The organism is Phyllobacterium phragmitis, assembly GCF_002980495.1.
GTDB lineage: Bacteria > Pseudomonadota > Alphaproteobacteria > Rhizobiales > Rhizobiaceae > Paramesorhizobium > Paramesorhizobium phragmitis.
In genome coordinates this window covers 13,989-36,736 of sequence record NZ_PVBR01000018.1, presented here as the reverse complement: position 1 = coordinate 36,736, position 22,748 = coordinate 13,989, and the positions used below count along the sequence as shown (strand labels likewise).

General features: G+C 60.8%; 21 protein-coding genes. 9 read left to right on the top strand and 12 right to left on the bottom strand.

The features are described from left to right. Nucleotides 1-53 precede the first annotated feature (53 nt). Complete coding sequence (locus tag C5748_RS29245) at nt 54-656, top strand: TetR/AcrR family transcriptional regulator (protein ID WP_105743770.1); 603 nt, start codon at nt 54-56, stop codon at nt 654-656. Nucleotides 657-767: 111 nt separating this feature from the next. After that, nucleotides 768-2,045, top strand: a complete 1,278-nt coding sequence (locus C5748_RS20350; RefSeq protein ID WP_245581890.1) for an NAD(P)/FAD-dependent oxidoreductase — start codon at nt 768-770, stop codon at nt 2,043-2,045. A 15-nt stretch (nt 2,046-2,060) separates the two neighbouring features. On the opposite strand, the gene C5748_RS20345 is transcribed toward C5748_RS20350, so the two are convergent. From C5748_RS20345 to C5748_RS20335, 3 genes are read right to left on the bottom strand one after another with little or no spacing between them, the layout of a single operon-like run. Beyond that, the gene (locus C5748_RS20345) at nt 2,061-2,717 is read right to left on the bottom strand and encodes a PIG-L deacetylase family protein (RefSeq protein ID WP_105743869.1); all 657 of its coding nucleotides are present in this window, start codon (nt 2,715-2,717) and stop codon (nt 2,061-2,063) included. Further along, nucleotides 2,717-3,532: a glucose-1-phosphate cytidylyltransferase gene (locus tag C5748_RS20340; RefSeq protein WP_105743769.1), complete on the bottom strand. Its 816-nt coding sequence runs from the start codon at nt 3,530-3,532 to the stop codon at nt 2,717-2,719. Before C5748_RS20340 ends, C5748_RS20345 begins: the two co-directional genes overlap by 1 nt. Nucleotides 3,533-3,534: 2 nt before the next feature. Continuing rightward, nucleotides 3,535-4,836, bottom strand: a complete 1,302-nt coding sequence (locus tag C5748_RS20335) for a class I SAM-dependent methyltransferase (RefSeq protein WP_105743768.1) — start codon at nt 4,834-4,836, stop codon at nt 3,535-3,537. 318 nt (nt 4,837-5,154) lie between these two features. Here C5748_RS20335 and rfbC point away from each other — a divergent pair, with 318 nt between their 5' ends. Next, nucleotides 5,155-5,724 carry a dTDP-4-dehydrorhamnose 3,5-epimerase gene (gene rfbC, locus C5748_RS20330; RefSeq protein ID WP_105743767.1) on the top strand — a complete coding sequence of 190 codons (570 nt, stop codon included), beginning with the start codon at nt 5,155-5,157 and terminating at the stop codon, nt 5,722-5,724. A 2-nt stretch (nt 5,725-5,726) separates the two neighbouring features. Here rfbC and C5748_RS20325 read toward each other — a convergent pair whose 3' ends face one another. From C5748_RS20325 to C5748_RS20305, 5 genes are all read right to left on the bottom strand, one after another. Further along, entirely contained in the window at nt 5,727-7,052 is a 1,326-nt protein-coding gene (locus C5748_RS20325) for a DUF4910 domain-containing protein (protein ID WP_105743766.1), read from the bottom strand. Beyond that, nucleotides 7,052-8,116, bottom strand: a complete 1,065-nt coding sequence (locus C5748_RS20320; RefSeq protein WP_105743765.1) for an NAD-dependent epimerase/dehydratase family protein — start codon at nt 8,114-8,116, stop codon at nt 7,052-7,054. The genes C5748_RS20325 and C5748_RS20320 overlap by 1 nt, the downstream gene beginning before the upstream one ends. A gap of 217 nt (nt 8,117-8,333) precedes the next feature. After that, nucleotides 8,334-9,665 carry a glycoside hydrolase family 140 protein gene (locus C5748_RS20315; protein WP_245581889.1) on the bottom strand — a complete coding sequence of 444 codons (1,332 nt, stop codon included), beginning with the start codon at nt 9,663-9,665 and terminating at the stop codon, nt 8,334-8,336. After that, nucleotides 9,665-11,029 (bottom strand): glutamate-1-semialdehyde 2,1-aminomutase, encoded by a 1,365-nt coding sequence (locus C5748_RS20310; protein ID WP_105743764.1) that lies wholly within the window; start codon nt 11,027-11,029, stop codon nt 9,665-9,667. The genes C5748_RS20315 and C5748_RS20310 overlap by 1 nt, the downstream gene beginning before the upstream one ends. A gap of 139 nt (nt 11,030-11,168) precedes the next feature. After that, nucleotides 11,169-12,383: a glycosyltransferase family 4 protein gene (locus C5748_RS20305; RefSeq protein ID WP_105743763.1), complete on the bottom strand. Its 1,215-nt coding sequence runs from the start codon at nt 12,381-12,383 to the stop codon at nt 11,169-11,171. Between the two features lie 220 nt (nt 12,384-12,603). Between C5748_RS20305 and C5748_RS20300 the strand changes: the two genes are divergently transcribed. Beyond that, entirely contained in the window at nt 12,604-13,824 is a 1,221-nt protein-coding gene (locus C5748_RS20300) for a polysaccharide pyruvyl transferase family protein (RefSeq protein ID WP_105743762.1), read from the top strand. Between the two features lie 12 nt (nt 13,825-13,836). On the opposite strand, the gene C5748_RS20295 is transcribed toward C5748_RS20300, so the two are convergent. The 3 genes from C5748_RS20295 to C5748_RS20285 form a co-directional block, all read right to left on the bottom strand. Next, on the bottom strand, nt 13,837-14,826 hold the full coding sequence (locus C5748_RS20295; protein ID WP_105743761.1) for a glycosyltransferase: 990 nt from the start codon (nt 14,824-14,826) through the stop codon (nt 13,837-13,839). 24 nt (nt 14,827-14,850) lie between these two features. Then, the gene (locus C5748_RS20290) at nt 14,851-16,350 is read right to left on the bottom strand and encodes an oligosaccharide flippase family protein (RefSeq protein ID WP_105743760.1); all 1,500 of its coding nucleotides are present in this window, start codon (nt 16,348-16,350) and stop codon (nt 14,851-14,853) included. Nucleotides 16,351-16,620: 270 nt separating this feature from the next. Next, on the bottom strand, nt 16,621-16,827 hold the full coding sequence (locus tag C5748_RS20285; RefSeq protein ID WP_146119578.1) for a hypothetical protein: 207 nt from the start codon (nt 16,825-16,827) through the stop codon (nt 16,621-16,623). A gap of 299 nt (nt 16,828-17,126) precedes the next feature. Between C5748_RS20285 and C5748_RS20280 the strand changes: the two genes are divergently transcribed. From C5748_RS20280 to C5748_RS20260, 5 genes are read left to right on the top strand one after another with little or no spacing between them, the layout of a single operon-like run. Further along, nucleotides 17,127-18,224 carry an MraY family glycosyltransferase gene (locus tag C5748_RS20280; protein ID WP_105743758.1) on the top strand — a complete coding sequence of 366 codons (1,098 nt, stop codon included), beginning with the start codon at nt 17,127-17,129 and terminating at the stop codon, nt 18,222-18,224. Then, complete coding sequence (locus tag C5748_RS20275; protein WP_105743757.1) at nt 18,221-19,054, top strand: glycosyltransferase family 2 protein; 834 nt, start codon at nt 18,221-18,223, stop codon at nt 19,052-19,054. The genes C5748_RS20280 and C5748_RS20275 overlap by 4 nt, the downstream gene beginning before the upstream one ends. Further along, the gene (locus tag C5748_RS20270) at nt 19,051-19,722 is read left to right on the top strand and encodes a YdcF family protein (protein ID WP_105743756.1); all 672 of its coding nucleotides are present in this window, start codon (nt 19,051-19,053) and stop codon (nt 19,720-19,722) included. Before C5748_RS20275 ends, C5748_RS20270 begins: the two co-directional genes overlap by 4 nt. Further along, a complete protein-coding gene (locus C5748_RS20265; protein ID WP_245581888.1) occupies nt 19,719-21,002 on the top strand; it encodes a hypothetical protein in 1,284 nt (427 codons plus the stop codon). Before C5748_RS20270 ends, C5748_RS20265 begins: the two co-directional genes overlap by 4 nt. Before the next feature lie 5 nt (nt 21,003-21,007). Further along, nucleotides 21,008-21,601 (top strand): LbetaH domain-containing protein, encoded by a 594-nt coding sequence (locus tag C5748_RS20260; protein WP_199194856.1) that lies wholly within the window; start codon nt 21,008-21,010, stop codon nt 21,599-21,601. Here C5748_RS20260 and C5748_RS20255 read toward each other — a convergent pair. Next, nucleotides 21,538-22,740 carry a glycosyltransferase gene (locus C5748_RS20255; protein WP_105743754.1) on the bottom strand — a complete coding sequence of 401 codons (1,203 nt, stop codon included), beginning with the start codon at nt 22,738-22,740 and terminating at the stop codon, nt 21,538-21,540. The two genes, C5748_RS20260 and C5748_RS20255, sit on opposite strands and share 64 nt — an antisense overlap. Nucleotides 22,741-22,748: the final 8 nt, after the last annotated feature.

Genomic DNA, 22,748 nt, shown 5'->3' with positions numbered 1-22,748 from the left:
CGAGCACCCTCGTCTGAACAGACGGGGGTGCCACTTACGGAAGGATCACTCGCATGGCGCAAGGACATCACAACAGGCGCGGCAGCGTCACCATCGAACAGATATTGGACAGCGCCGAAGAGGTCCTCTTTTCCAAAGGCGTCAGCGGCCTGACGCTCGAAGCCGTGGCCAGACATGCCGGGATCAGCAAAGGTGGCCTCTTGCATCATTTCCCGTCCAAGGGAGTTCTGGAGACGGGCATCGAGCAGCGTTTCGTCCAGACGATGTGCGAGAGGATATCCGAGCGGACAGGGCAGGGCGTCTCGTTTCTCTCCGCCCTGGTGGCCGAGATGAAGAGCTGCCACGAACAGGACGGCAGGAGCCTTGCCGCCTTCACCCTTTGCGCTTCCAAGGAACATTCTCCCGCTGCCCTGCAGGCGTTCGGCAATAAATTGCTGACTTGCGTGGAGCAGAACCATCCACAGGAGCGCTACCGCAGCCTCGTCTTCTTCGCCGTCATCGGCCTGCTTCTGTCTGATGTCTGGCACCTCGTGAAGCTCTCCGACGGGGAAACGCAGGAATTCTATGCCGCGGTCGAGGAACTGGTCGACGAACCGTCGCCTGCCCAACGGACGGGCGCAGGTGAAGGTGCTGTCAAAGCCATTTCCGTGGCCTGAATTACTGACCAGCTGAAGAAATCCGAACTTTGCGAATAGCTGCTGGCAATGATTTCCGTTTGATTTACATTGGACCTGCTGAAGTTGTGGCGCAAAGAACAGGAGCATTCCTTGGCGGAGCATCATGTCGTGGTCGTTGGCGCAGGGTTCGGAGGTCTCGAAACCGTTCGCGGTCTGTCGGGTGCCCCGGTTCGCATCACCATGATCGACCAGCGCAATCATCATCTGTTCCAGCCGCTCCTCTATCAGGTCGCAACCGCGATGCTGGCGACCTCCGAAATCGCCTGGCCGGTCCGCTATCTCTTCCGCGACCGCCCGGAGGTGAAAACGCTCCTGGCGACCGTGCAGGGGGTAGACACGGCAAAGCACGAGGTCCTGCTCAGCGACGGCCATAGCGTGCCTTATGACACATTGGTTCTCGCCACGGGCGCCCGGCATGCCTATTTCGGCCATGATGAGTGGGAGCGCTTCGCCCCGGGCCTGAAGACGCTCGAAGACGCGACGACGATCCGCCGCCGCATGCTGATGGCTTTCGAACTGGCCGAGCGTGAAACGGACCCGGCGCGGCGGCAGGCGCTTTTGACATTCGTCATCATCGGCGGCGGCCCGACGGGGGTCGAGCTTGCCGGCGCCATCGCCGAACTCGCCCATGTGACGCTGGTCAAGGATTTCCGCAGCATCGATCCGCATCTGACACGGGTCGTACTGATCGAGGCGGGGCCGCGTATCCTGGCGGGCTTTACCGAGGATCTCTCCGCCTATGCCCACAAAGCGCTCGAACGGCTCGGCGTCGAAGTGAGAACCGGCGAGGCGGTGACGGAATGCGCTGCCGGACATGTGGTTTTCGGCAAGGAGACCCTGGCGACGGGAACCATTCTGTGGGCGGCGGGCGTGCAGGCCTCGCCCGCCGCGCAATGGCTCGGAGCCGAGGCCGACCGCGCCGGCAGGGTGAAGGTCGCGCCGGATCTCACTGTTCCCGGCCATCCAGAGATATTCGTCGTCGGTGATACCGCGGCCGTCTTCGCGCCGGATGGCAAGCCGGTTCCGGGCATTGCTCCTGCCGCCAAGCAGCAGGGTGGCCATGTCGCGGCGACCATCAAGGCCAGGCTTTCCGGCAAGTCCGCGCCCGGAGCATTCCGCTACAAGCATTCCGGCAGCCTCGCGACCATTGGCAAGCGCGCCGCCGTCATCGATTTCGGCTGGATCAAGCTGCGCGGCTGGCTGGCCTGGTGGATATGGGGCATCGCCCATATCTTTTTCCTGATCGGCACCCGCAACCGCATCGCGGTCGCCCTGAGCTGGCTATGGATCCACATCAGCGGCCATCGCAGCGCGCGTCTCATCACGCAGGGAAAAGCCCGGGAGAAGATAAGCTCTTCGGTGGAGTAAAGCCGTCTTCACATCCTAGAACAGGCGGGTTTTGCGCAGGGTAAAGGCCTCCGCATAGTGTTCTTCCGCACGGCATTCCATGCCGCGAAGCCGGGCCAGTCCGCGAAAGGTTTCCGGGTCGAACCAGTCCTTCGAGCGCTGCGTGCCGAAATGCTTCATCAAAAGTTCGACCTTCCTGTCCATGATGTCCCTGGAAAGGCTAGCATAGCCGTTCGGCTGGCCGAGATCGCCGTCCCATTTCGGGATCTCGTATTCGAGGATGAATTCGTCGCGGAACACGTTCCACGTCAGCTGATTGACCTCGCGGTGGTCCTGATGCCGGTCATAGGACGCATGCGTGAAAACGATATCCGGCTGCGATATGCGCATGCGCAGATCGATCAGCCATTTTTTCAACAACCGGTTTTGCGAGGGAAAAAAGCTGTCGTCGAAATCGGCGATCTCGATCCGTTGCGATTTTGCGCCCGCAAGGAAATCCGTTGCCGATGACTGTGCCTCCGCTGCGCGAACGCCGCCTGCACTTAAAACGCACCAGTCCACATGCAGATCGATGCCGGATGCGATCAGGCTGAGGATCGTGCCGCCGACACCGATCTCGATATCATCGGAGTGGGCTCCAAGACAGAGGATGTAGAGGGGCTTCCCGCGTTCCGCCGGATCGAGACATTTCATCATGGCAGGGCGATCATGACTTTCTTCTTCGCCCGCTCGGTCCGCATCCTGGCATTCCAGGGCATGTCGCCTTTTTCGACCATATCCTCGAGCGTCTGCCAGTCGCGCAGCGTATCCATGGAGCGCCAGAAGCCCTCATGCTTGTAGGCCATGAGCTGGTTGGCCTCGATCAGCCGCCTGAACGGCTCAAGCACCAGTTCTTCTCCCTCGCGCATGAAATCGAATATCTCGCGCCTGAACAGGAAATAGCCGCCATTGATCCAGATGTCGGATGTGTTGGAGGTTCTGAATTCGCGGACATGCCCGTCCTCGGCGATATCGGCCAGATGATAGGTGAGCGGCGGACGCACCGCCAGGAAACAGGCGAGCTTGCCGCTTGCCTTGAAGCGGCGTGTCATGTCGTCGAGATCGACATCGGTGAGGCCGTCGCTGTAATTGGCGAGGAACATCTCGTCGTCCTCGACATATTGCCTGGCCGCCCACAGCCGCTCGCCGATATTGCGCCAGATGCCGGTGTCGAGCAGGGTGATGCGCCAATCGCGCTTGATCTCGTCGAGGAGCTGGATGTTTCTTCCCCCCTCCGAAACCACGCAGTCGGTGAATGTTTGCGGTCTGCTGTTGAGGAAGAAATCCTTCACCACATTGGCCTTGTATCCGAGACACAGGATGAATTCGTCATGGCCGTAGTCGCTGTAATATTCCATGACGTGACGCAGGATGGGCTGATGGCCGAGCGGGATCATCGGCTTCGGAATGTTTTCCGAATACTCCCTGATACGCGTGCCAAGTCCGCCACAGAACAGAACGACTTTCATTTTCAAAGCTCCGCTGGATCGATGATGGTGACGTAGGGGATGGGAATGATGAACTTGGCGCCCCAGTCGGCGACGTGGTGCATCTGCTCGATGATCTCGTCCTTGAAATTCCAGGGCAGGATCAGGATGTAGTCGGGTTTCGCCTCGTCGATCGCGGCGACAGGCAGGATCGGGATGTGCATGCCAGGCGTGAAGCGCCCGTGCTTGTAGGGATTGCGGTCGACGGTGAAGTCGAGAAAGTCGGTGCCGATGCCGCAATAATTGAGCAGGGTGTTTCCCTTGCCGGGCGCGCCATAGCCGCAGATGCGCTTTCCCTCGTTCTTCGCCGAGATCAGGAAGAAGAGGAGATCGCGCTTCGCCCGCCGCGCCTTTTCGGCGAATGCGGCATAGGTCGTCACATCGGTCAGCCCATGCCGCTCCTCTCTTTCGAGCATTTCGGCGACCCGCACATCGGGCTTCTGCGCGCTCGCCTCATGGGCGAGGTAGACGCGCAGTGATCCGCCATGGGTCGGCAGCTCCTCGACATCGACGATTTTCAGCCGGTGACGCCACGCCATATGGCGGATGGTGGTGAGCGAGAAATAGGAGAAATGCTCGTGATAGATCGTATCGAACTGGTTATGCTCGATCAGCCTTTCGATATGCGGAAATTCGAGCGTGATCGTCCCCTCCGGCTTGAGCAGGATTTTCATGCCGCCGACGAAGTCGTTGAGATCGGGAACCTGCGCCAGCACATTGTTGCCGATGATCAGATCGGCCTGCAGGCCTTCGCCGACCAGCTTTTGCGCAAGTGCGACGCCGAAAAATTCCACATAGGTCGGAATGCCCTTGGCTCTTGCGGCCTCCGCCACATTGGCGGCGGGCTCGATCCCGAGCATCGGAATGCCGAGTGGCTGGAAATGCTGGAGCAGATAGCCGTCATTGCTCGCAAGCTCGACCACGAAGCTGTTTTCATCGAGGCCGAGACGCTCGGTGATCGCTTCGCAATAGGCCTTGGCATGCGCAACCCAGCTGGTGGCGTAGGAGGAGAAATAGCCATATTCGGTGAAGATCTCTTCCGGCCCGACATATTCCTTCAACTGCACTAGGAAGCAGGATTCGCAGACAAGCACATCCAGCGGAAAAAACGGTTCCATGCAGTCGATCTGGTCGGCCGTCAAAATGTTTTCGCATGGCGGCGACATGCCGAGATCGATGAATTTGTAGTGCAGCAGCTTGCCGCAAAGGCGGCAGCCGTTGCTGGCCCCGCTACTGGGACTGTCCGGCTTCGTTTCCCGCAACAGGTCCGGTGTCTGAATATTCATGCCTGTCTCCCCAGGGCCTGCGAGCCCGCTCGGCTGATCGTATCAGGAGGTTACAAAAGCGGGGTGTGCGTGCCGATACTGCAATCAGATCGAAGCGGTCATCCCATCGGCTGTCGGGACAGGCGGTCCCGGTGCCGAAAGGTCAGTCCAAAGACGTTCAAGGGTAAGGGGCTCCCACCTTTGGCGGATGCACCGCGCCAACACACCCTCCCTTCGCCGGACGCCGTATTCAGAAAAGCGCTCTTCCCGCGCTGGGGTTTACGGCAAAGAATCTGGACAGCCAGGTAACGTTCGAGAACTGACGTTCAGGAGGCATCCATGCAATTCACGCCGCTGAAAATAGAGGGAGCCTGGTCGATCTCACCAGTCAGGATCGAAGATGAGCGCGGCTGGTTTGCCCGGCTGTTCTGCGAACAGGAATTCGCCGAGCACGGACTGGAAACGCGGTTCGTGCAGCACAGCGCCTCTTATTCCCGGGAGAGCGGGACGTTGCGTGGCATGCATTACCAGAAGGAGCCGCACCCGGAGACCAAGCTCGTATCCTGCGTCCAGGGGCGCATATGGGACGTCATCATCGATCTGCGCCCGGATTCCCCATCCTACCTCGATTGGCTGAGCCTGGAGCTTTCGGCGGAAGAGGGCATGCAATTCTATATTCCGCAGGGCTGCGCCCATGGCTTCCAGACGCTGACCGATGATGTGATTGTCCATTATCTCATTTCGAACTTTCACGCGCCGGATGCCGCCGGAGGAATCCGCTTCGATGATCCGGCGGTCGGCATCGATTGGCCGAGCCCACCCACTGTCATCTCGCCGAAGGATCTCTCCTGGCCCATTCTATCCCGCGAACGGCAAGTATTCGAGACGGCCGGCTATCTGGAGTTCTGAGATCAATCAGCTTTCCGCAGCAAATCGTGCGCGCGCAGGAGATCCGCTGCGTGGGCGATATCGGAAAAATGCAAACCGGAGCGCTCCGCCATCGCCAGGAGCGAGTGACGCCCGTCAGCCAGGTTGAGCACCCAGAGCATCGCCATCACCGCCTGCGCTCCTGCCTTGTCGCCGCCGAGCGCCGAATAGAGCCCGCGGCGTCCGAGCTGCGGTTCGCCCTTGGGATTGGTGCTGACAGGCGTCCAGTCGCCCTCCACGATATCGATGACATCCGTGATGATGCGATAGGAGGCGGCAAGATGCTCGGACCGGATGAAATCGAGATTGTCGGCGGAGGTATGATATTCGCGGAAGGTGCCGAAGGCGCTGCGCTGCAGGAGGCCGACGGGCAGATCGAAGCCCGGCGAACAGAATTGCCGCTCGTCATAGCCATAGGGCGAGAAATCAACGAGAGTGGCGTTCCCGCCGAAATGCTTGAGGATATGCGCCATCGCCCTGTCGATGAAGGCCTTGCCCTGCCGGCTGCGCTTGTAGGTCGGCCCACCGCCGTCGCCGATGCAGGAGACGACGAGACCGTGCTTTATCTCCGGCATCAACGCCTCGTTGCGCGAAAGCCATGCGAGCGAGCCGACCGTGCCCGGCGCGAAAAGAAAGCGGTAGCTGCAGCGTGTCGCCCGCCGGCCGAGATCGCGTGCCAGGAGGGCCAGAAGCGCCAGCCCCGAGCAATTGTCATTGGCGAGCGACGGATGGCAGATATGCGCCGAAAGAAGGAACGTCTCGTCGGTGGCGCCGGCATGGCGATATTCGCCATAGGTCAGCGAACCATCCCGGTGCTCCGCGTCTATGACCACCTCATATTCCATATCCTCCATCGCCAGGAAGGCGTTGTGGCTCATGCAGAAGCCCCAGTTTCCGACATAGTAGGAGGTGCGGTAGGGAATGAGATCGGGCTGTTCGGGAAGCGTGTGGATATGCTCCCTGAGTGTCGACAATGTCATCCTTTCGCGGATGGGCAGGCTGTAGTTCAGCACATGCAGATTATGCTTCCTGAAATCGACGATCCTGCGCCCCGATGCGTCCGCGATATAGGCGTCGCGGATGATCCATTCCTGCGGCGCCGTCCAGTCGAACAGTGGCGTTCCGGTCGCCACCTCGTGGTGCTCCAGCGCAATGTGTTCCGCCAGGATGGCGAGCGTTTCGCGCACGCCATCCCCGGTGATGCTGCGGCAGATCGGATAGAGGCGGCTGGCGAGGGCGTGGATTTCGTCGCCGATCCCGCCATCATCAGTGGCTTTTTCGAAAGCCTCTCCGCCCGCCCGTTCGTTCATCACGAGGCCAATGCACGATCCGGCTCCGCTGCCGGCGGGATATGGCGCAGATCGTTGTCGATGACGCCTGACGCGATCAGGTGCTTGATATGGGCGATGCGCTGGAAGCGTGGTCCCTCGAACTCGTCCAGCGTCAGTCCCGATCGCTGATAGGCCGCGAAAAGCTGGCGGGCGCCCGAAACCGCATCCCAACGCGGTCTGGCCGTGGGAAGCACGCGGGCGAGCTTTTCGAAGCTGACGCGATAGGAGCGCGCATCGGGGCCGGCATCGGACGCATATTCCAGCCGGCAGCCGGGAACCACATCGGCGACGATCTTGGCGATATCGCGGATGCGGTAATTGTGTTCGGTCCGGCCGACATTGAAAGCCTCGTTCCAGACCGCTTCCCTCTGTGCGGCAAGCCCCGCGATGAAGGCGCGCGAGATATCCTCGATATGCACGATCGGGCGCCAGGGCGTGCCATCGGATTTGAGGTATATCAGGCCTTTGGTCACCGCCCAGGCGACCAGATTGTTGAGCACGATATCGAAACGCAGGCGCGGCGAGACGCCATAGGCCGTGGCCGGGCGGAAATAGATCGGGCAGAAATCATCGTCGGCGAGTTCGGCTATATCCTGTTCCGCCAGCACCTTTGAGCGCCCATAGGCCGTGACCGGATTGAGTTCGCCCGTCTCGTCGATCAGATCGTCATTGGACAGGCCGTAATTGCTGCATGAGGAGGCGAACAGGAAGCGCTTGACGCCCGCAGCCTTCGCGGCCTCGGCGATGCGCACGCTTGCCCGGTGATTGATCTCATAGGTCATCTCGGCATTGAGATTGCCAAGCGGATCGTTCGACAGGGCCGCCAGATGAATGACCGCATCGAAACCTTCGAGATCGCTAGGCTTCACGTTGCGCACATCCGCGCGGATCGATGGAACGGCGAGAATGGCGCCGCCTTCGGCAAAGGTGCAGCGCTCGTAAAGATCAGTATCATAGCCGGTGACGTCATGTCCCGCCTCGACCAGCATCGGCACCATGACCGAACCGATATAACCCTCGTGACCGGTGACCAGAACTCTCATCGCATTCCCCCTGACTTGGCGTTGCTCAGGCAAACGCTACAGCCAGAGGCCTTTACCGGCGAGGTGTCCTATGGAAGGAGGAGAGCAGGCGTCACCTACCTCTTTTGGTGGATGCTGGAGCAAGTCCAGGAAAAGTGCGTCGCGGTTTCCCGTCTGGACTTGCGTAAAAACAAAATAGTTAGAGCGGTTCTCCGATTTCATCAAAAGAGGAACCGCTCTAACGGTTTTCGCGAAGGACCAGGATCCAGTCGGTTCCGCCTGATGCATTACGGGCATGTGGCGGCACGACGCGGCTTTCGTTGCCGGAAGATTCCGCGCGCACGGTGGTGAATTCACCGCTCGACGGATCGTACCAGCGCATGTCGACTCGCTTCGATGCGAACAGCGCCATGTTGACGTCAAAGCCATCGGCCCGGTCGCCATAGACCAGCGCAAAGGACCGGTCGTTGGCAACAGCGGCAAGGATACCCGGATCCCTTCCATTCGACCGGACGAGGTCGCCATTGGCGTCAGGCTCAAGCTTCCACCAGTCCAGGCTTTCGAAAAGCTTGCGCATATGGGCCATGCTCCGCGCGCCGGGGCTGTCGAGCGCGTCCTGCCAGCTGATCGGGCTCGGCATGATTCCGGGGCCGCTGAAGTGCCAGATCGGATGATTGCCGGATATGTGTCCCGCAGCCCCGCCGAGCAGTGCGCCATAGGCTTGTCGTCGCACGGTTTCCTCGCCGGTCCCGTGTTCGCCCTCATAGAGCGCTTCGATCATCAGGACGGGCATCGTCCGCGGCTGCAACGTGCGCGCCAGCACCGCTCGATGCACGTCCTCATAGGTATAGACCGTATCGAGCATCAGCCATTCTTCCCCCGACCAATAATCTGCGGTCACGGTATCACGTCTGGAATGGACGGTGTGGAGGGAATTGGGCGCGACGCTTTCAATCCCCGAAACGATCGCCTGCACCAGTGTCTTGTCGGGCACATCATAGTCGCCGCCATGCACCCAGACGATGTTGCCGAGGCCGGTAAAGCGCTTGGCGATAGTTTCGCCATAGCGGCGGAGCTTCTCCGGCCCCGCGGCTTCGGCCTTCAGATACCAGCCCTGGCTGCTGCCATTGGCGCCGAGATAGGCGGGAGTGAGCAGCACCAGGAAACCCTTGTCACGGGCGCGCTGCAGCACCCATTCCGCATGATCGAAATAGCGGCGGTTCATATCGGTAAAACCGCCGCCGCCTTCGAACGGCCTGTCGCCATAGGCGTTGGCGGGCGGATTGCTGCTGAACTGGTGCTCGATCAGATTGACGAGAAGTGCGTTGAAGCCGCGTTTCCTGCGGTCCTCCAGATAGGCTTCGACCTCCTCGCGCTTCAGTTCGGCAATCAGCGACCAGGCGGCATCGCCCTGAATGAGAAAAGGCTTGTCCGCCGCATCGACGAGATAGCGCTTGTCGGCGGCGACATGCAGCGGAAAGACGGCCTCAGGCCAATGCTCCTCAGCCGATGCGGGAAGAAGCTGCATCAGGCCGAGAACGACGAAGATGGCTGCCCAGCGGCGTTGCATCAGCCAGCGGCCAGAGGCTGCGCGACCGTCGCCCCGTCCTGGTTGAAACGGCGGTAGACGATCTGCGACGGACGCCCGATCAGGTAACGCTCGACGCCCTGGTCGAGCGCCTGCGCATAGACGCCGAGCGCGCCATCGACTGCTTCGATGGTCCGCGCGATATCCTCGTTTGAATGCGTGTAGCTGACGACGAGCGACGGCATCAGCACGCCGCGCCGGATCGTTTCCTGAAGGAAGAGCGAACGGAAGGTCTGCGATGCCCCGCCGGTTTCGTCGAGCGTCGAATAGGCAAGGCATGAGGGGCGGCCGACGGTCCTGACGAAGGATTGCAGGCCGTGGCGTGCAATGGCTTCCTCGAAGCCTTCCTGCAATTTATGCCCCTGCGCATGGAGATGCTCGATGACCGGCTCGCTCCGATAGACGTTGACAGTGGCGATTGCCGCGGCGAGCGCATGGGTTTCCGCGCCATGGGTTGTCGAAAGCAGGAAGACCCGCGCCCGGTCGGTATGCTCGAGCCCGCCGAGCCGCATGAATTCGCGCTTGCCGGCGAGTGCAGAAACCGAAAAGCCGTTGCCGAGCGCCTTGCCGAAACAGGAGAGATCGGGAACGATGCCGTAAAGCGCCTGTGCGCCGCGCGCATGCCAGCGAAAGCCTGTGATCATCTCGTCCAGGATGAACAGCGCGCCATTCTCATGGCAAAGCCGTTTCGTCTCGTGCAGGAAGCCGTCCTGCGGATCGTCGCCGCGCGCGGATTCGAGGATGAGGGCGGCGATCCTGCCCGGATGCCGGTCGAAAAGCCCGCGCACGCTCTCGATATCATTATAGCGGAAAGTCAGCGTCAGCTGTCGCACCGCATCGGGGATGCCGGCATTCATCTTGGTCGTCCCGATGAACCAGTCATCGGTCGAGAAGAACGGATGATCGGCGCAGCAGGCGATCATGTCGCGCCCGGTATAGGCGCGCGCCAGCCGGACGGCGCCCGACGTGGCATCGGATCCGTCCTTGCAGAATTTGACCATTTCCGCGCCGGTGATAGTGTCGAGAAAGGTTTCGGCGCATTCCAGCTCGATCTCCGCCGGGCGGGTGAAATTGCAGCCATGGCGCAATGCTTCCTCGGCGGCTTTTACGACGGGCGGATAGGCATGGCCGAGCCCGACGGCGCGGTTGCCCATGCCATATTCGATATATTCATTGCCGTCGGCGTCCCACACATGCGAGCCGAAGCCGCGCCGGATGAACCCCGGCGAAAGCACGGGATATTGATCGTCGCCCTTGGCATAGGTGTGGCTGCCCCCTGGGATCAAACGATGCGCTTGTCTGCGAAGCCGTTCGGACTTATCGAACTGCGGCGTCTGTTCGTTCATGGCAAATCCAATGATCACAAGGCTCAGGAGTCCTGCCGGTGGCGGCAGGGGTTCATCGGGCCAGTTTAGGTGGTTTCACCGGGATTTCCCTTTCGCAATAGGGCGGATGTTTCCTACCGCGGAAGGCGTAAGGAGGCGCTCAGACGGATGGAGCGGCTGCGTGGAGCCGTTCCTGGACCAGCCGCAGCCAGTTCTTGACCGGTTGCGGCAGATAGGTGCGCAGGCTGGTGCGTAGCCCGGCGGGAAGGCTCCATTCCGCAAGTGGCAGTGGAGCCAGGATGGGCGGATCGGCTTTGACGGCGGCTATGAGTGCCGCGTAGGAGGCCGCCATCCTGGTCGTGGTGAAGCCGCTTTCGGCCTTGGCCCGTGCTGCGCGCGACATGGCTAAAAGAAGAGCTGAACTCATGCGGATAGTCTCGATATGTTGGACCGCCTGCCGCCAGTCGCCGACCGGGAAAAGCATTCCGTCGGCGCCGTGATCGACGATCGTGTCCGTGACGCCCCTGATTTCGGAAGCGACGGGGATGCAACCCGCCGTCATGGCCTCTATCAGCGACATCGGAGACCCCTCGAAACGCGACGGCATGACGAGGACGTCATGCGCGGCGAGCAGATCCCTGACCTTTTCATGTGGGATGCCGCCTGTGAAGGTGACGCGGCCGTTGTGGGCGGCGCACTGCTTGCGGAGCTTCGGCAGGTCGGGACCGTCGCCGGCAACCGTCAGCGTCACGGAAGGCGGCAGGCGGTCCATCATGCGCGGCAGCCAGAAGACACCCTTCGATGTATCGTCAATCCGGCCCAAAAACAGAAGCCGCAATCCGCCTGGGGGTGGGGCGCTGCGCGGATGGGAGCCCGCATCCGTGAAATCGACGGCATTCGCGATCGCCGCGGTCCTCTCGGGCGGAAAGCCGAAGCGAGAGATGAGATCGCCGCGGCAACGCTGCGATACGCCGATCGTCGCATGCAGGTGATCACGGATGGAAGCGGCAGCGGCATAGGTTGCCGGCGTTATGGTATGGACGATCATGAAACGCAGCACATGCGGCGGGAGATAACGGACGATATTGGTCTCCAGCCGGTCGGCAAGCACATTGATGAAAACGCCGTCGATGCCGTTTTCCTCGATGAACCGCAGCAGCACTGCGGCGCGCTCTTTTTCGCCGAGCCTGCCCCGCGGGTCGAGCGCATCGCCGATCGAAAGTTCGGTGCGCCACCGCTCATCGGTCTCCACATCGGTTTTGCCGGTGCTCAGCCAGCGGATTTCGATGCCGGAGGGCGCCAGCCCGTGCCGCAACTGTTTGAAGACGGAATAGGTCCCGCCGATATGCGGGCGGGCGAAATAAGCAAATCTCATGACTGCCCCATTTGCTGTCGGGTTGCACGGACCGGCCTTCAACGTAGTCGATCGCGACAGCATCGCGGATCGGCAATGGTAGGTAGCGGGCTCCGCCAATCGGATGGATCGGCGAGGGCCCCTTTCGCCTTCATGATAATTTCGCCGTCACCGGCATGTGTTTATGCTTCTGAGATCGATGGACTCGTTTCCACCCTGTTGTTGTTCGGAGTATCAGCGAATGAGGATCGGTCTCTTCGGGCAGTTCGGTTCCGGAAACTCGGGGAATGACGGTTCGCTTGAAGCCATGCTCGCTTTTCTCAGGAGAACGGTGCCGGATGCCGAATTGCTGTGCATCTGCCCCCGGCCGGATGTGGTGCGGCGGCAATATCGGCTGGAGGCCGTCGCCATCAGCGGCGATCAGCCGCAAAACCGGCTTCTGCGTCTCGCCGATACCACCTTCAAGCAGATGCCGCGCCGCATCGGGGATTTCTTCGCTGCCATCCGCATTGCCAGGAAACTGGACCTCATCATCATCCCCGGAACAGGTATTCTCGATGATTTCTGCGAATCTCCGCTCGGCTGGCCCTATGTGATCTTCCGCTGGTGTCTCGCGGCGCGGCTAGGCGGAGCGAAACTCGCCTTTGTCAGCATAGGTGCGGGACCCATTCGGCATCCGTTGAGCCGAATCTTCATGAAATCCGCCGCCCGTATGGCCTGCTATCGGTCCTATCGGGATCAACCGTCCTATTCTTTCATGAAGGGCATCGGCCTCGATGTCGCGCGTGATCGGGTCTATGGCGACCTCGCCTTCGGGCTGCCCGTTCCGGAGGAAAGCCGGCTAAGCACGGCTTCTGTCATGACTGTCGGCGTCGGCGTCATGGCCTATTCCGGATGGAAGAAGGAAGGGAGCGATGGAGAGGCGATCTATCGAGCCTATCTCCAGAAGATGTCCGACTTCGTCGCCTGGCTGCTCGCGCAGGGAATGGCGGTAAGACTTTTGACGGGCGGCGTCGTCGACCGGCAGGCTATCGGGGATCTGCTGGCGATCGTGAATAGCGGTCCGGAGAATGGCGCCAGCTGCAAGATCGTTGCCGAGGAGATGTCCTCCTTGCATGATTTGATGCGCCAGATCGTGCAGACGGATTTGGTGGTCGCCACGCGCTACCACAATGTGATCTGCGCGCTCAGCACTGGACGTCCGGCGATTTCGCTCGGCTATGCCGAAAAGAACGACGAGCTTCTGATCCGTACCGGACTGGCGGAATTCTGCCATCATGTCGAGACCTTCGACACGGAAGCGCTGGAGATGCAGTTCTCATCCATGCTGGAGAGATATCAGGAATTGAAGCACAAGGTTCGCTATGGCGTGGAAACATTCCGTGCCCAGCTGATGGAGCAGGAAGATCTGCTGCGCGACAAGCTCATGGGATTGCCTGTCAATAATCGCGGCGCTGCTTAGAGACACCTGCCTTCAAGCCATTTTGACATCCACGATATTGCTGGCGCCGATCAGGGCTCTGAATCGTCGGACCGTATCCGGTCGCCGCAAGAGATAGCCCAGCGGCGGAAGAATGGCGGTGCGCGGCCGCAGTCTGAACGCCAGCTTCAGAAGCTCCATCGCGCCGGGCTCGCGGCGCTGAATATGTGAAACGGCGGACCAGTAGGCGCGTTCGGCGATCCCCCGCCGTGCAAGCCGCCGCAGATAGGTGCTATCGGGCATGTCCTTGCCTTCATGAGTGAAGAAGCATTCGGCGGCCTCCGCGGTATGCAGGATATGCATGATCTGCCGGGCTCTCAGTTCACTCGAGCGGTTTGCGTCATGCGAGCGGATGCCTGCCTGGATGCAGTCGAGCTCCGCGATGCTGCCGTGAAGCGCCAACCGCAGCCACACATCGTAATCGTCGCTGTGGGGGAGCTCTGTGCGGTAATAGCCGACGCGCTTCTGCACGCTGGTCCTGATGACGATGGATGGCCCCGGTATCTGGAAAACGCCGAGCCTGCAGAACTGTTTGATGAAAGCGCGGCCTTGATGCAGGCGATAGGGGACATGCACCGGCTGCCGGTTGATATCCGGAATGGGCTCGTTTCCTCTTATCGCCACGTCACGGCCATAGGTGAAAGCGACGTCGGGCTCGCGGTCCATGATGGCGGCTGCGCGCCGCAGCGCGCCGGGGACGAGAAAGTCATCGGCGAAGAGCAAAAGAAAATAATCCGATCGGGCCCAGTCGATGCCCTCGTTGAATGAGGAATGCGGCCCGAGATTTTCCCGGCGCAGCCGCAATTCGACGCGTGGGTCGCGGGTGGCTATCTCCCGTGCGACATCGACGCTGCCGTCGGTCGAGGCATTGTCGATGATGAGCAGCCGCAGATCGTCGATATCCTGCGACAGCACGCTGTCGGCGCAGGCCCGGAGATAACGCCCGTAATTATAGTTGGGGATCAGAATATCGACGCTGCTCATCGCTTCACATGCTCCCGGTCGAATTCATTCCGCAGGCGTGACGCTGGATGGGCCGGCTGCATTTTTCCCGGCTCCCCGCAGCGGCATCAATGGCCGAACCTTCTGCCAGATACGGTCGACTTCCGTGAGGAACGGATGGCGTGTCTTCACCAGTGCCGTCAGCCAGCCCATGATGGCGAGGATACCGGCGAGAAAGCCGGCAAGCGGCGATATGTCGAGGTCGAAGCCATGGGCCGCAATGACAATGACCGGCCCGACCATGGCGCCTGCGGTGACGATGGCGCTTGGCCGGATGGCCTCCATCAGATGCGCCCATTCGAACTGCACGTGCTTCCTCACGAAGTAAAGCGACACCATCATCTGGAAAGGCAGGGTTATGAACTGGCTGAGCGCCAGCGCCGTCAGCCCCCAGAAGGCGGCGCTGCATAAAACCACGGCGGAAGCGATGCGCGCGATGCAGTTGGAAACGAAGGCTTCGCGGTTTTCCCCCAGCGCGATCAGCAGCGGGTATGTCAGGATGACCGGAAACCAGAATGTGCTCGCCAGGCACAGGATGGCGACGATGGGAGGCGCATCGCTCCAGTTTTCGCCAAGGATGATGCGCACTGTGGGATAGGCGAGCAGCGCCAGCAGGATCTGCGAAGGCCAGTAGACGACGGTGATGTAGCTGATCGCCCGCAGATAGGAAGCACGCAAACTTTCTCCCTGGCGCACCTGCTCGGCGAGGACGGGGAACGCGACGGAAAATACAGCTGACAGAAACACCCGGTCCGGCAAGCTGCAGACGGCGTTGGCGCGGTTGAATATCCCAACCGAACTGGGCGTCATGATGCGCCCGAGCAGGAGCTGCGGCAGTGTCTCGTATATTTTGTTCAATACGGACGTCGCGCCCATATAGGAGCCGAAATGTAACGCATCCCGCAGCGACGAAACACTCGGGCGGAAAATCGATACGACCGGGCGCGCGGCGAATGCGAGCAGGGTGGTGGTCAGCGCCCCGGAGAGCAGGCCGAAGGCAAAGCTCATGTGGCCACCGCCGAAAACCGCCAGGCCGATGGTGGTTGACGCCGCGACGGCGCTTCCCACCGTCCGGACCCGGGCGAGAATTCCGAATGCCATGTCGCGGCGCAACAGCGCGATTGTCGGAAGCGACAGGGTTTCGATGAATGCCGCGACGATGAGAAGATCGAGAAAATACAAAAGCGACCTGTCATGGTAGAATTCCGCCAGCCAGCCGCGTCCAAGATAAAGCAGCAGGGAGAGCCCCGTGGTCAGGGCGAGGAGGACGGTGAACGAGGTCCGCACGTCCTGTATATCGACATGATCGCGCTTGATGAGGAAGTCCGGGCTGGCAAACTCGCGCAGCGAGAAGACGATGGTGCCGATTCCCAGTCCGATCACGCCAAGGCCGATTTCCGCAGGCGTGAGCAGCCGCGCCATCGCCGCGATCGTGCCGACCCCGATCAGCAGTCCCAGATATTGCTCCAGGGTGGCCATGAGGAATGCCTGGCGGAACCTGCTCATGCGTCGTCCCGTCCCATAATCTTGCCGGCTTTCCGGCACCGGGTCATCGTTTCTGCGGGCGGGTACGATCCCGTTTCGCTCATTCCAGTGCTCCCTCGAGAGGGCGCAAAGAACCATCGTTCCATCACGGAATATGCGTGCCGGATAGGTTTCCTCCGCCCGGTCTGAAGATAAGCCGTTCTGCCGTTCGGAAAACGTCGCCAATCTGCGTAAGGCTTAGGCCAAAAGGATGAGCCGAAGAGTTTCGGGGAGAAGCCTGATGTCCTACCCTCATCGGTTGTTCTTTCCTTCCCTTATGCGGCTAACCAGATTGCTGGCCGCCATCATATCGGCAGTGCTTTGCGACCCGGCTTGATCGAGTGTCGTCTCCGCATCGATTTCCGCGCGCGACAGGACGCCGTTGGCCTCGAGCGCGAGCAGGAGGGATTCGCATATGGAAGGGGTAGCGATGGCAACGGCCCGTGCGTCTGCAACCATGAAATTCTCCATTTTATCGTTATGATCATCCGCTGCGAAGATTTCTGTGACGGCTGGCAAAGCTTCGATTCTATTCGGTTGATCAAAGGCATGCCTTTTCGCAAATCAGCTCCGGCTTAGTCACTATTGAGCGGTGATCTTACCCATTTCGGCGGAGCGGCCTCTATCCAGAGGCGTGACGCTTCCCCTGATTTGCCAAGTCGTCCCTGCCGCCGCCTCCCAGTAGAACCTTCAGACGCGTGGACGCTGCTTGCGCGGCGTTTGACCGCCGGAAATCGACCGGAATTTGGGAGGACGAATTGGCGAGCTATCATCTCAGCATATGGACTGCGTTTTTCCTGTCGGTTGTTCTGAACATCAGCCTGAAGCGCTTTGCCGGTGAATGGCATTTCCTGGACTTTCCAGACACGCGAAAGCTGCACGAGGGTGCAGTCCCGCTTTGCGGTGGGATCGCTATCTTTGCTGCCTTCGTCATAGCCAATATCTGGCTGGAGAACGCGATGCAGCTCTCCTGGCCCGTTGTATCAGGCTTCTGCATTATCTTGGTCTTCGGTGCGCTGGACGATCGTTTCGGCCTGCCCGCACTGCCGCGACTTCTGATTCAGACCCTCGCCGCCTATATGATTATCGGTATCGGAGACGCGGCTCACCTCAATCTTTCGGTCATCGTTTCGCCCGAACTGGCGGATCAGCTTTCTCCGATCATCATTCCGATGGCGGTATTCTTCATCGTTGGCATCATCAACGCCGTCAACATGACCGACGGCGTCGATGGGCTTGCCGGCGGCAGCGCCGCCGCGTCGCTGTTCTGGCTGGCGCTTCTCGCACTTCATGCGGGATATGCCTCGGTCATGATGCAATCCCTGATCCTGCTTGCCGCGGTGGTCGGCTTTCTCGGTTTCAACTTGCGTCACCGCTGGCGCATGAAGGCCAGTGTCTTTCTCGGTGATGCGGGCAGCACGCTGCTCGGCGCGGCTATAGGCTGTTTCATCATCGCCTTGTCCGTGGGCAAGAGCGGGTTGCCATTCCCCGTCCTGCTCTGGCTGGTCGTCATTCCGGCCATCGACACGCTCAGTCTCATTGTCCGTCGTATCGCGGCCGGACGCAGCCCGCTTTCCGCCGATCGGTGGCATCTTCATCATCTGTTGCTGCAGACCGGCCTGTCGCCGGCCAGGACGACCGTCGTGCTCGTCGCTCTTTCGGCACTATGCGGCGCCGTTGCCTATCTCGGCATCATCTTCCGGGTGCCGGAAGAGTTGCTGGTCGTCGGCCTCGTCGTTCCGGCGGTTCTGCACACGGTCTTCGTCCTCCGGATGACCACCGGCCAGTCCCGCGCGGCGCTTCACCTGCCGCGTCCTGTAAATCCACAAACGACCATTCCCGGAGCTGCACCATGAGCATTTCGGTTCTCATCATGACGCTGAACGAGGAAGCCAATCTGCCCGCCTGCCTCGCCTCGCTTTCATGGAGCGACGATATCGTCATCCTCGATTCTTTCAGCACGGACCGCACGGTCGAAATCGCGGAGGCGGCGGGCGCCCGCGTCTACCGGCGGGCCTATGACAGCGAAGACCGTCAAAGAATGTATGGTCTGACCGAGATCGAGTTCAAATACCCATGGGTCTATACCCCCGATGCCGACGAGATCACCCCGCCGGATCTGCGTGACGAGATGCTGGCCATTGCCCGTGACCCGACCCGGCCCGAAGCGTTTTTCAAGGCGCGCTACAAGAACATGTTCATGGGCCGCTGGATCCGCCGCAGCAGCCTTTATCCGACCTGGATCACCAGGTTGGTGCGGCCGGACAGGGTGCGTTTCGAACGTTCCGTCCATTCGCGCTGCACAGGCGACGGCCCGACCGGCGAACTGAAGTCCCATTTCATCCACTACAGCTTCAACAAGGGCCTTGAAGCCTGGTATGACAAACATAACCGCTATTCCTCGGTGGAAGCCGATCTGTCGTCGGGCCGGAGACTGGACCGCAAGATCGACTGGAAGAGCCTGTTCAGCGCCAAATCCGATCTCCGGCGGCGCGGCCTGAAGGCTCTCTCCTACAGGCTGCCCTTCAGGCCCACCCTGCGGTTCCTCTATATGTATCTGCTGCGCGGCGGCTTTCTCGACGGCAAGCCCGGTTATTTCTATTGCCGCCTGCTTTCCGCCTATGAGTTCATGATTGTGGTGAAGACCGAGGAACAGCGTCAGCGTCCGCGGGGATTTGCCGGGTGAGTACCGCCAATGCGAGGCATGCGTCCGCGCCGGGTGATATCGATAGTCGCCGCCCCATCCTTCTGCGCGGGGCGATCCTTTGCGCCATGCTTGCGATATGCCCGCTGGCGGCCATCTTCTGGGCCGATCCCCAGCTGACCATACGCGGCGAAACCGGCAAGGCCGATGTGATCGTCGTTTTGGGCGGAGACGGTCCGGCCCGGGCAGTTCATGCATCTGAACTCTGGCTTGAAGGAACGGCGCCGATCGTGCTCGTCAGCGGTGACGGCGACTGTCTTTCCATCCGCCGCGATATGATCCGCAACGGCGTTTCGCCTTCCGCCATCCTGGTCGAGTGCCTGTCGGGCAGCACATGGCAGAACGCGCTTTATTCGGCACCATTTCTGGAACGATTGAACGTCCGCAACGCCGTGGTGGTGACCAACTGGTTCCATTCGCGCCGCGCGGTGGAAAGTTTCGCCAATACATGCCCCCGCATAAACTGGATGTCGTCCGTCGTCGAACCGCCGGAAACTTTCTTGGAAACCGTCTTCGGCCCCTACGGCATCGCCATCCTCAAGGAATATCCCAAGCTGCTATGGTACAGGCTGAGGTTTTTTTCTGCAGATCGAGTGCCTGAAGCCGACGCCACAGCGCCATCCTGTCTCGATGTGGAGCAGCGGACATGAACTGGCTGGTGACCTGGATATTCGTCCTCATCGTGGCGTGGTATTTCACCGCCGGAATCCTGCGGCCGGAAAAGATGTATCAGTTTCCGTTCCTGGCCGCCGTGATGACGCTGGGCTTCATCATTCCTCAGCTTCCGAGCCTGGCAAGCGATCCCTTCCTGCCTTCCGGCGCTTATGTCAAAACCATGCTGATGGCGATTCTCTGCCTTGTGATGCTACGGTTCGGCTGGTCGCAAACGGCGCGGCCCTTCACTTTCCTGAACCAGACCTTCAGCCAAAGGCGGCTTTTAATCGCCGCGGCGTTTCTTTCCATCGTCGGGGCCTATTTCTATTTCCTTTTGAGCCGTCTGCCGGGCGAAATCTCGATCGGTGTGCAGATGACCGGAACACCGGTCGTCTATCTCTTTTTCGCCCGCCTCATGACCTACGGATTGGCGATAGCGCTCTTGTGCTTTACCCGCCGCCCGACGCTCACCGGCGCGCTCATCATCGGCTTCGATCTGATCTTCTATTTCGATCGCATCATCGTGACAGGCAAACGCGCCGAGGCGCTGGAACTGGTCATGATGATATTGCTTGCCGTCTGGTTCCATCGCCGCTGGATCGTGCCGCGTTCGGTCATGATCGCGGGGATCCTCATCGGAAGCTTTTTCATGACCAGCATGTCCGATTATCGCCAGATAACACGCGCCAATTCCGGCCCGGTCTGGGACTACGTGCTGGAAATCGATGTCGTTGGCAATTTCGAGGAAACGCTCAAGGAAGGCGGGCTGGAGATGCGCAATGCCGTGCAGCGCATCGATGAGATCGACCGCAGGCTGGAATTCGATTATGGCAAATTCCATTGGAACAAGCTGGTTTTCACCTTTGTTCCGGCTCAACTCGTGGGAACGTCGTTCAAGGACGCGCTCAGGCTGAACACGCCGAAGCCCGAGCGCAATTATCAGCCTTTGACCGGCACGACCGAAACCGGGTTCGTCGACGCTTTCTCCTCATTCTGGTATTTCGGCGCCGTCAAGTTCTTCCTCCTTTCCTATCTCGTCTGCCGGATATGGAAATCCGCCATGGCCGGCGGGGCGACGGCGCAACTCGTCTATATGATGTCGATCGTTCCAGCCATGCATGCGATCTCGCATCAAACGGACTGGGTCGTGCAGGTCTGGATCCACATGGCGCTGTTTCTGGTGCCGATTCTGGCTTTTGCCAGGTTCCGGGGTATGGCGCTCCCGTCGATCGTCGGCGGCTATCGTGCACCGGCTCCACAGTTATCCTGGAGGTAATGCCGATGCTGTCGCGCTATTCCGATCCGCATTCCCTGCCTTCAGCATCAGCGCCGCTTCTCGGCGGGCCGACCTTCGCGCTTCGCCATCGCCTGATGCGGCTGGTCTGGTCGGCGGCGTGGCTTCTCCTCGCCGCCTGGACGCCATCCTTCATGTGGCGTTGGCGCGGCCTGATCCTGCGCGCCTTCGGAGCGCAAATCCACAGAACGGCGATCGTGCGCGGCAGTGCGCGCATATGGTGGCCGGCGCATCTCTGCATGGGCGCCCATTCTTCACTCGGGCCCGGCGCCATCTGCTACAATGTCGCGCCCGTAAGCCTTGCGGATTTTGCCATCGTCTCGCAGCGCGCGCATCTTTGCACCGGAACGCATGATATCAATCATCCGGATTTCCCGCTCAAATCCCGGCCGATCTCGGTCGGCATGCATGGCTGGATCGCGGCGGAAGCGTTCGTCGGACCGGGCGTGACGGTGGGCGAGGGTGCGGTGTTGGGCGCGCGCGGCGTCGCCTTCAGGGATCTCGATGCCTGGACGGTCTATGCCGGCAATCCTGCCCGCGCCGTAAAGACGCGCCGCTTGATATCCAGGACCGCCGCATAGGCCTCGATCGTGCGGTGGGCGATTTTCGGCCATGTGTAGTGCTGCCGAACCAGCGCGCCGCCTCTCTCGCCCATGGCACGCGCCGCCAGGGGATCGCAGAGAACGGTCGCGAGCGCATCGGCGACGGCGGCCGCATCGAGGCTGCATATCAGGCCTGCACCGGAGCTCTCCACCTCGGGAAAATGGCAGGCATCGGTGATGACCACAGGCAGCCCACAGGCAAGCGCCTCGGTAATAGCCACGCTGAAACCTTCCTGCCTGCTCGGCAGGCAGAAACATTCCGCCTCGCGCATCGCATCGATCTTTTCCCGGCCGTAGACCGGGCCGGTGATATGCACGCGGTCGGACAGGCCCTTTGCGGCGATCGCCCGCTTGAAAGCCTCGCCGGCCCCTTCATCCGGCCCGGCCACGACGAGATCGACATCGGGGCACGAAGCCGCGGCCATGGCGAAGGCTTCGGCCAGGATGTCGAGACCTTTCTTGTAATGCAGACGCGAAAGGAACAGGATGAAACGCCTGTCGCCGAGGGCCGGAATGCGACGGCGGAATGTGCCGCTCCTGCCGCCAGGCTCGAGTTCCTCGAGGAAAATGCCGTTCGGAATGACGACGCTTGGAGCCTTGAGGGCAAGCGGTTCCATCAACTGGGCTTCGTCCGCATTCAATGCCTGGATGAAGGCCGCGCCGTCGAGCATCCGGCGATAACCGGCGATAAGCGCAAGTTGCTTTTTCCAGGCTTTCTGTTTCAGGCTCCAGACGTCGAGCATGCCCGCGGGGCGCACGCAATAGGCAATGCCGCGCCGCCGCGCCAGTGCGGCGGCGGCAGGCAGGATCGCCTCCCACACGCCATGCAGATGCACGAAATCGGCCCCCGCCAGCAGACGGCGCAGGCGGCGGCGTGCACGCGGCGCGAAAAGCCTCTCCATGCGCCTCGGCATGGGCAGGATGTGGCGCTGCACCTTGCCGAAATCGGGGATCGCGGCTGCCGCCAGAAACGACCGTCTCTCGATTTCCGGATTGCCATAGCTGACGAGATGCACATCGTGCCCGAGCGCCGCCTGGGCAGCGGCGAGACGGATGACGACGGCCTGCGGACCGCCCTTGGCCGGATCGACCGAACCGATGACATGGATAATTTTCATGGGATGAT

What these genes read in the sequence shown, in the direction of transcription:
- C5748_RS29245 (WP_105743770.1), top strand. Translation starts at nt 54, where the DNA reads ATGGCGCAAGGACATCACAACAGGCGCGGCAGCGTCACCATCGAACAG.
- C5748_RS20345 (WP_105743869.1), bottom strand. Translation starts at nt 2,717, where the DNA reads ATGAAATGTCTCGATCCGGCGGAACGCGGGAAGCCCCTCTACATCCTC.
- C5748_RS20340 (WP_105743769.1), bottom strand. Translation starts at nt 3,532, where the DNA reads ATGAAAGTCGTTCTGTTCTGTGGCGGACTTGGCACGCGTATCAGGGAG.
- C5748_RS20335 (WP_105743768.1), bottom strand. Translation starts at nt 4,836, where the DNA reads ATGAATATTCAGACACCGGACCTGTTGCGGGAAACGAAGCCGGACAGT.
- rfbC (WP_105743767.1), top strand. Translation starts at nt 5,155, where the DNA reads ATGCAATTCACGCCGCTGAAAATAGAGGGAGCCTGGTCGATCTCACCA.
- C5748_RS20325 (WP_105743766.1), bottom strand. Translation starts at nt 7,052, where the DNA reads ATGAACGAACGGGCGGGCGGAGAGGCTTTCGAAAAAGCCACTGATGAT.
- C5748_RS20320 (WP_105743765.1), bottom strand. Translation starts at nt 8,116, where the DNA reads ATGAGAGTTCTGGTCACCGGTCACGAGGGTTATATCGGTTCGGTCATG.
- C5748_RS20315 (WP_245581889.1), bottom strand. Translation starts at nt 9,665, where the DNA reads ATGCAACGCCGCTGGGCAGCCATCTTCGTCGTTCTCGGCCTGATGCAG.
- C5748_RS20310 (WP_105743764.1), bottom strand. Translation starts at nt 11,029, where the DNA reads ATGAACGAACAGACGCCGCAGTTCGATAAGTCCGAACGGCTTCGCAGA.
- C5748_RS20305 (WP_105743763.1), bottom strand. Translation starts at nt 12,383, where the DNA reads ATGAGATTTGCTTATTTCGCCCGCCCGCATATCGGCGGGACCTATTCC.
- C5748_RS20300 (WP_105743762.1), top strand. Translation starts at nt 12,604, where the DNA reads ATGAGGATCGGTCTCTTCGGGCAGTTCGGTTCCGGAAACTCGGGGAAT.
- C5748_RS20295 (WP_105743761.1), bottom strand. Translation starts at nt 14,826, where the DNA reads ATGAGCAGCGTCGATATTCTGATCCCCAACTATAATTACGGGCGTTAT.
- C5748_RS20290 (WP_105743760.1), bottom strand. Translation starts at nt 16,350, where the DNA reads ATGAGCAGGTTCCGCCAGGCATTCCTCATGGCCACCCTGGAGCAATAT.
- C5748_RS20285 (WP_146119578.1), bottom strand. Translation starts at nt 16,827, where the DNA reads ATGGTTGCAGACGCACGGGCCGTTGCCATCGCTACCCCTTCCATATGC.
- C5748_RS20275 (WP_105743757.1), top strand. Translation starts at nt 18,221, where the DNA reads ATGAGCATTTCGGTTCTCATCATGACGCTGAACGAGGAAGCCAATCTG.
- C5748_RS20265 (WP_245581888.1), top strand. Translation starts at nt 19,719, where the DNA reads ATGAACTGGCTGGTGACCTGGATATTCGTCCTCATCGTGGCGTGGTAT.
- C5748_RS20260 (WP_199194856.1), top strand. Translation starts at nt 21,008, where the DNA reads ATGCTGTCGCGCTATTCCGATCCGCATTCCCTGCCTTCAGCATCAGCG.
- C5748_RS20255 (WP_105743754.1), bottom strand. Translation starts at nt 22,740, where the DNA reads ATGAAAATTATCCATGTCATCGGTTCGGTCGATCCGGCCAAGGGCGGT.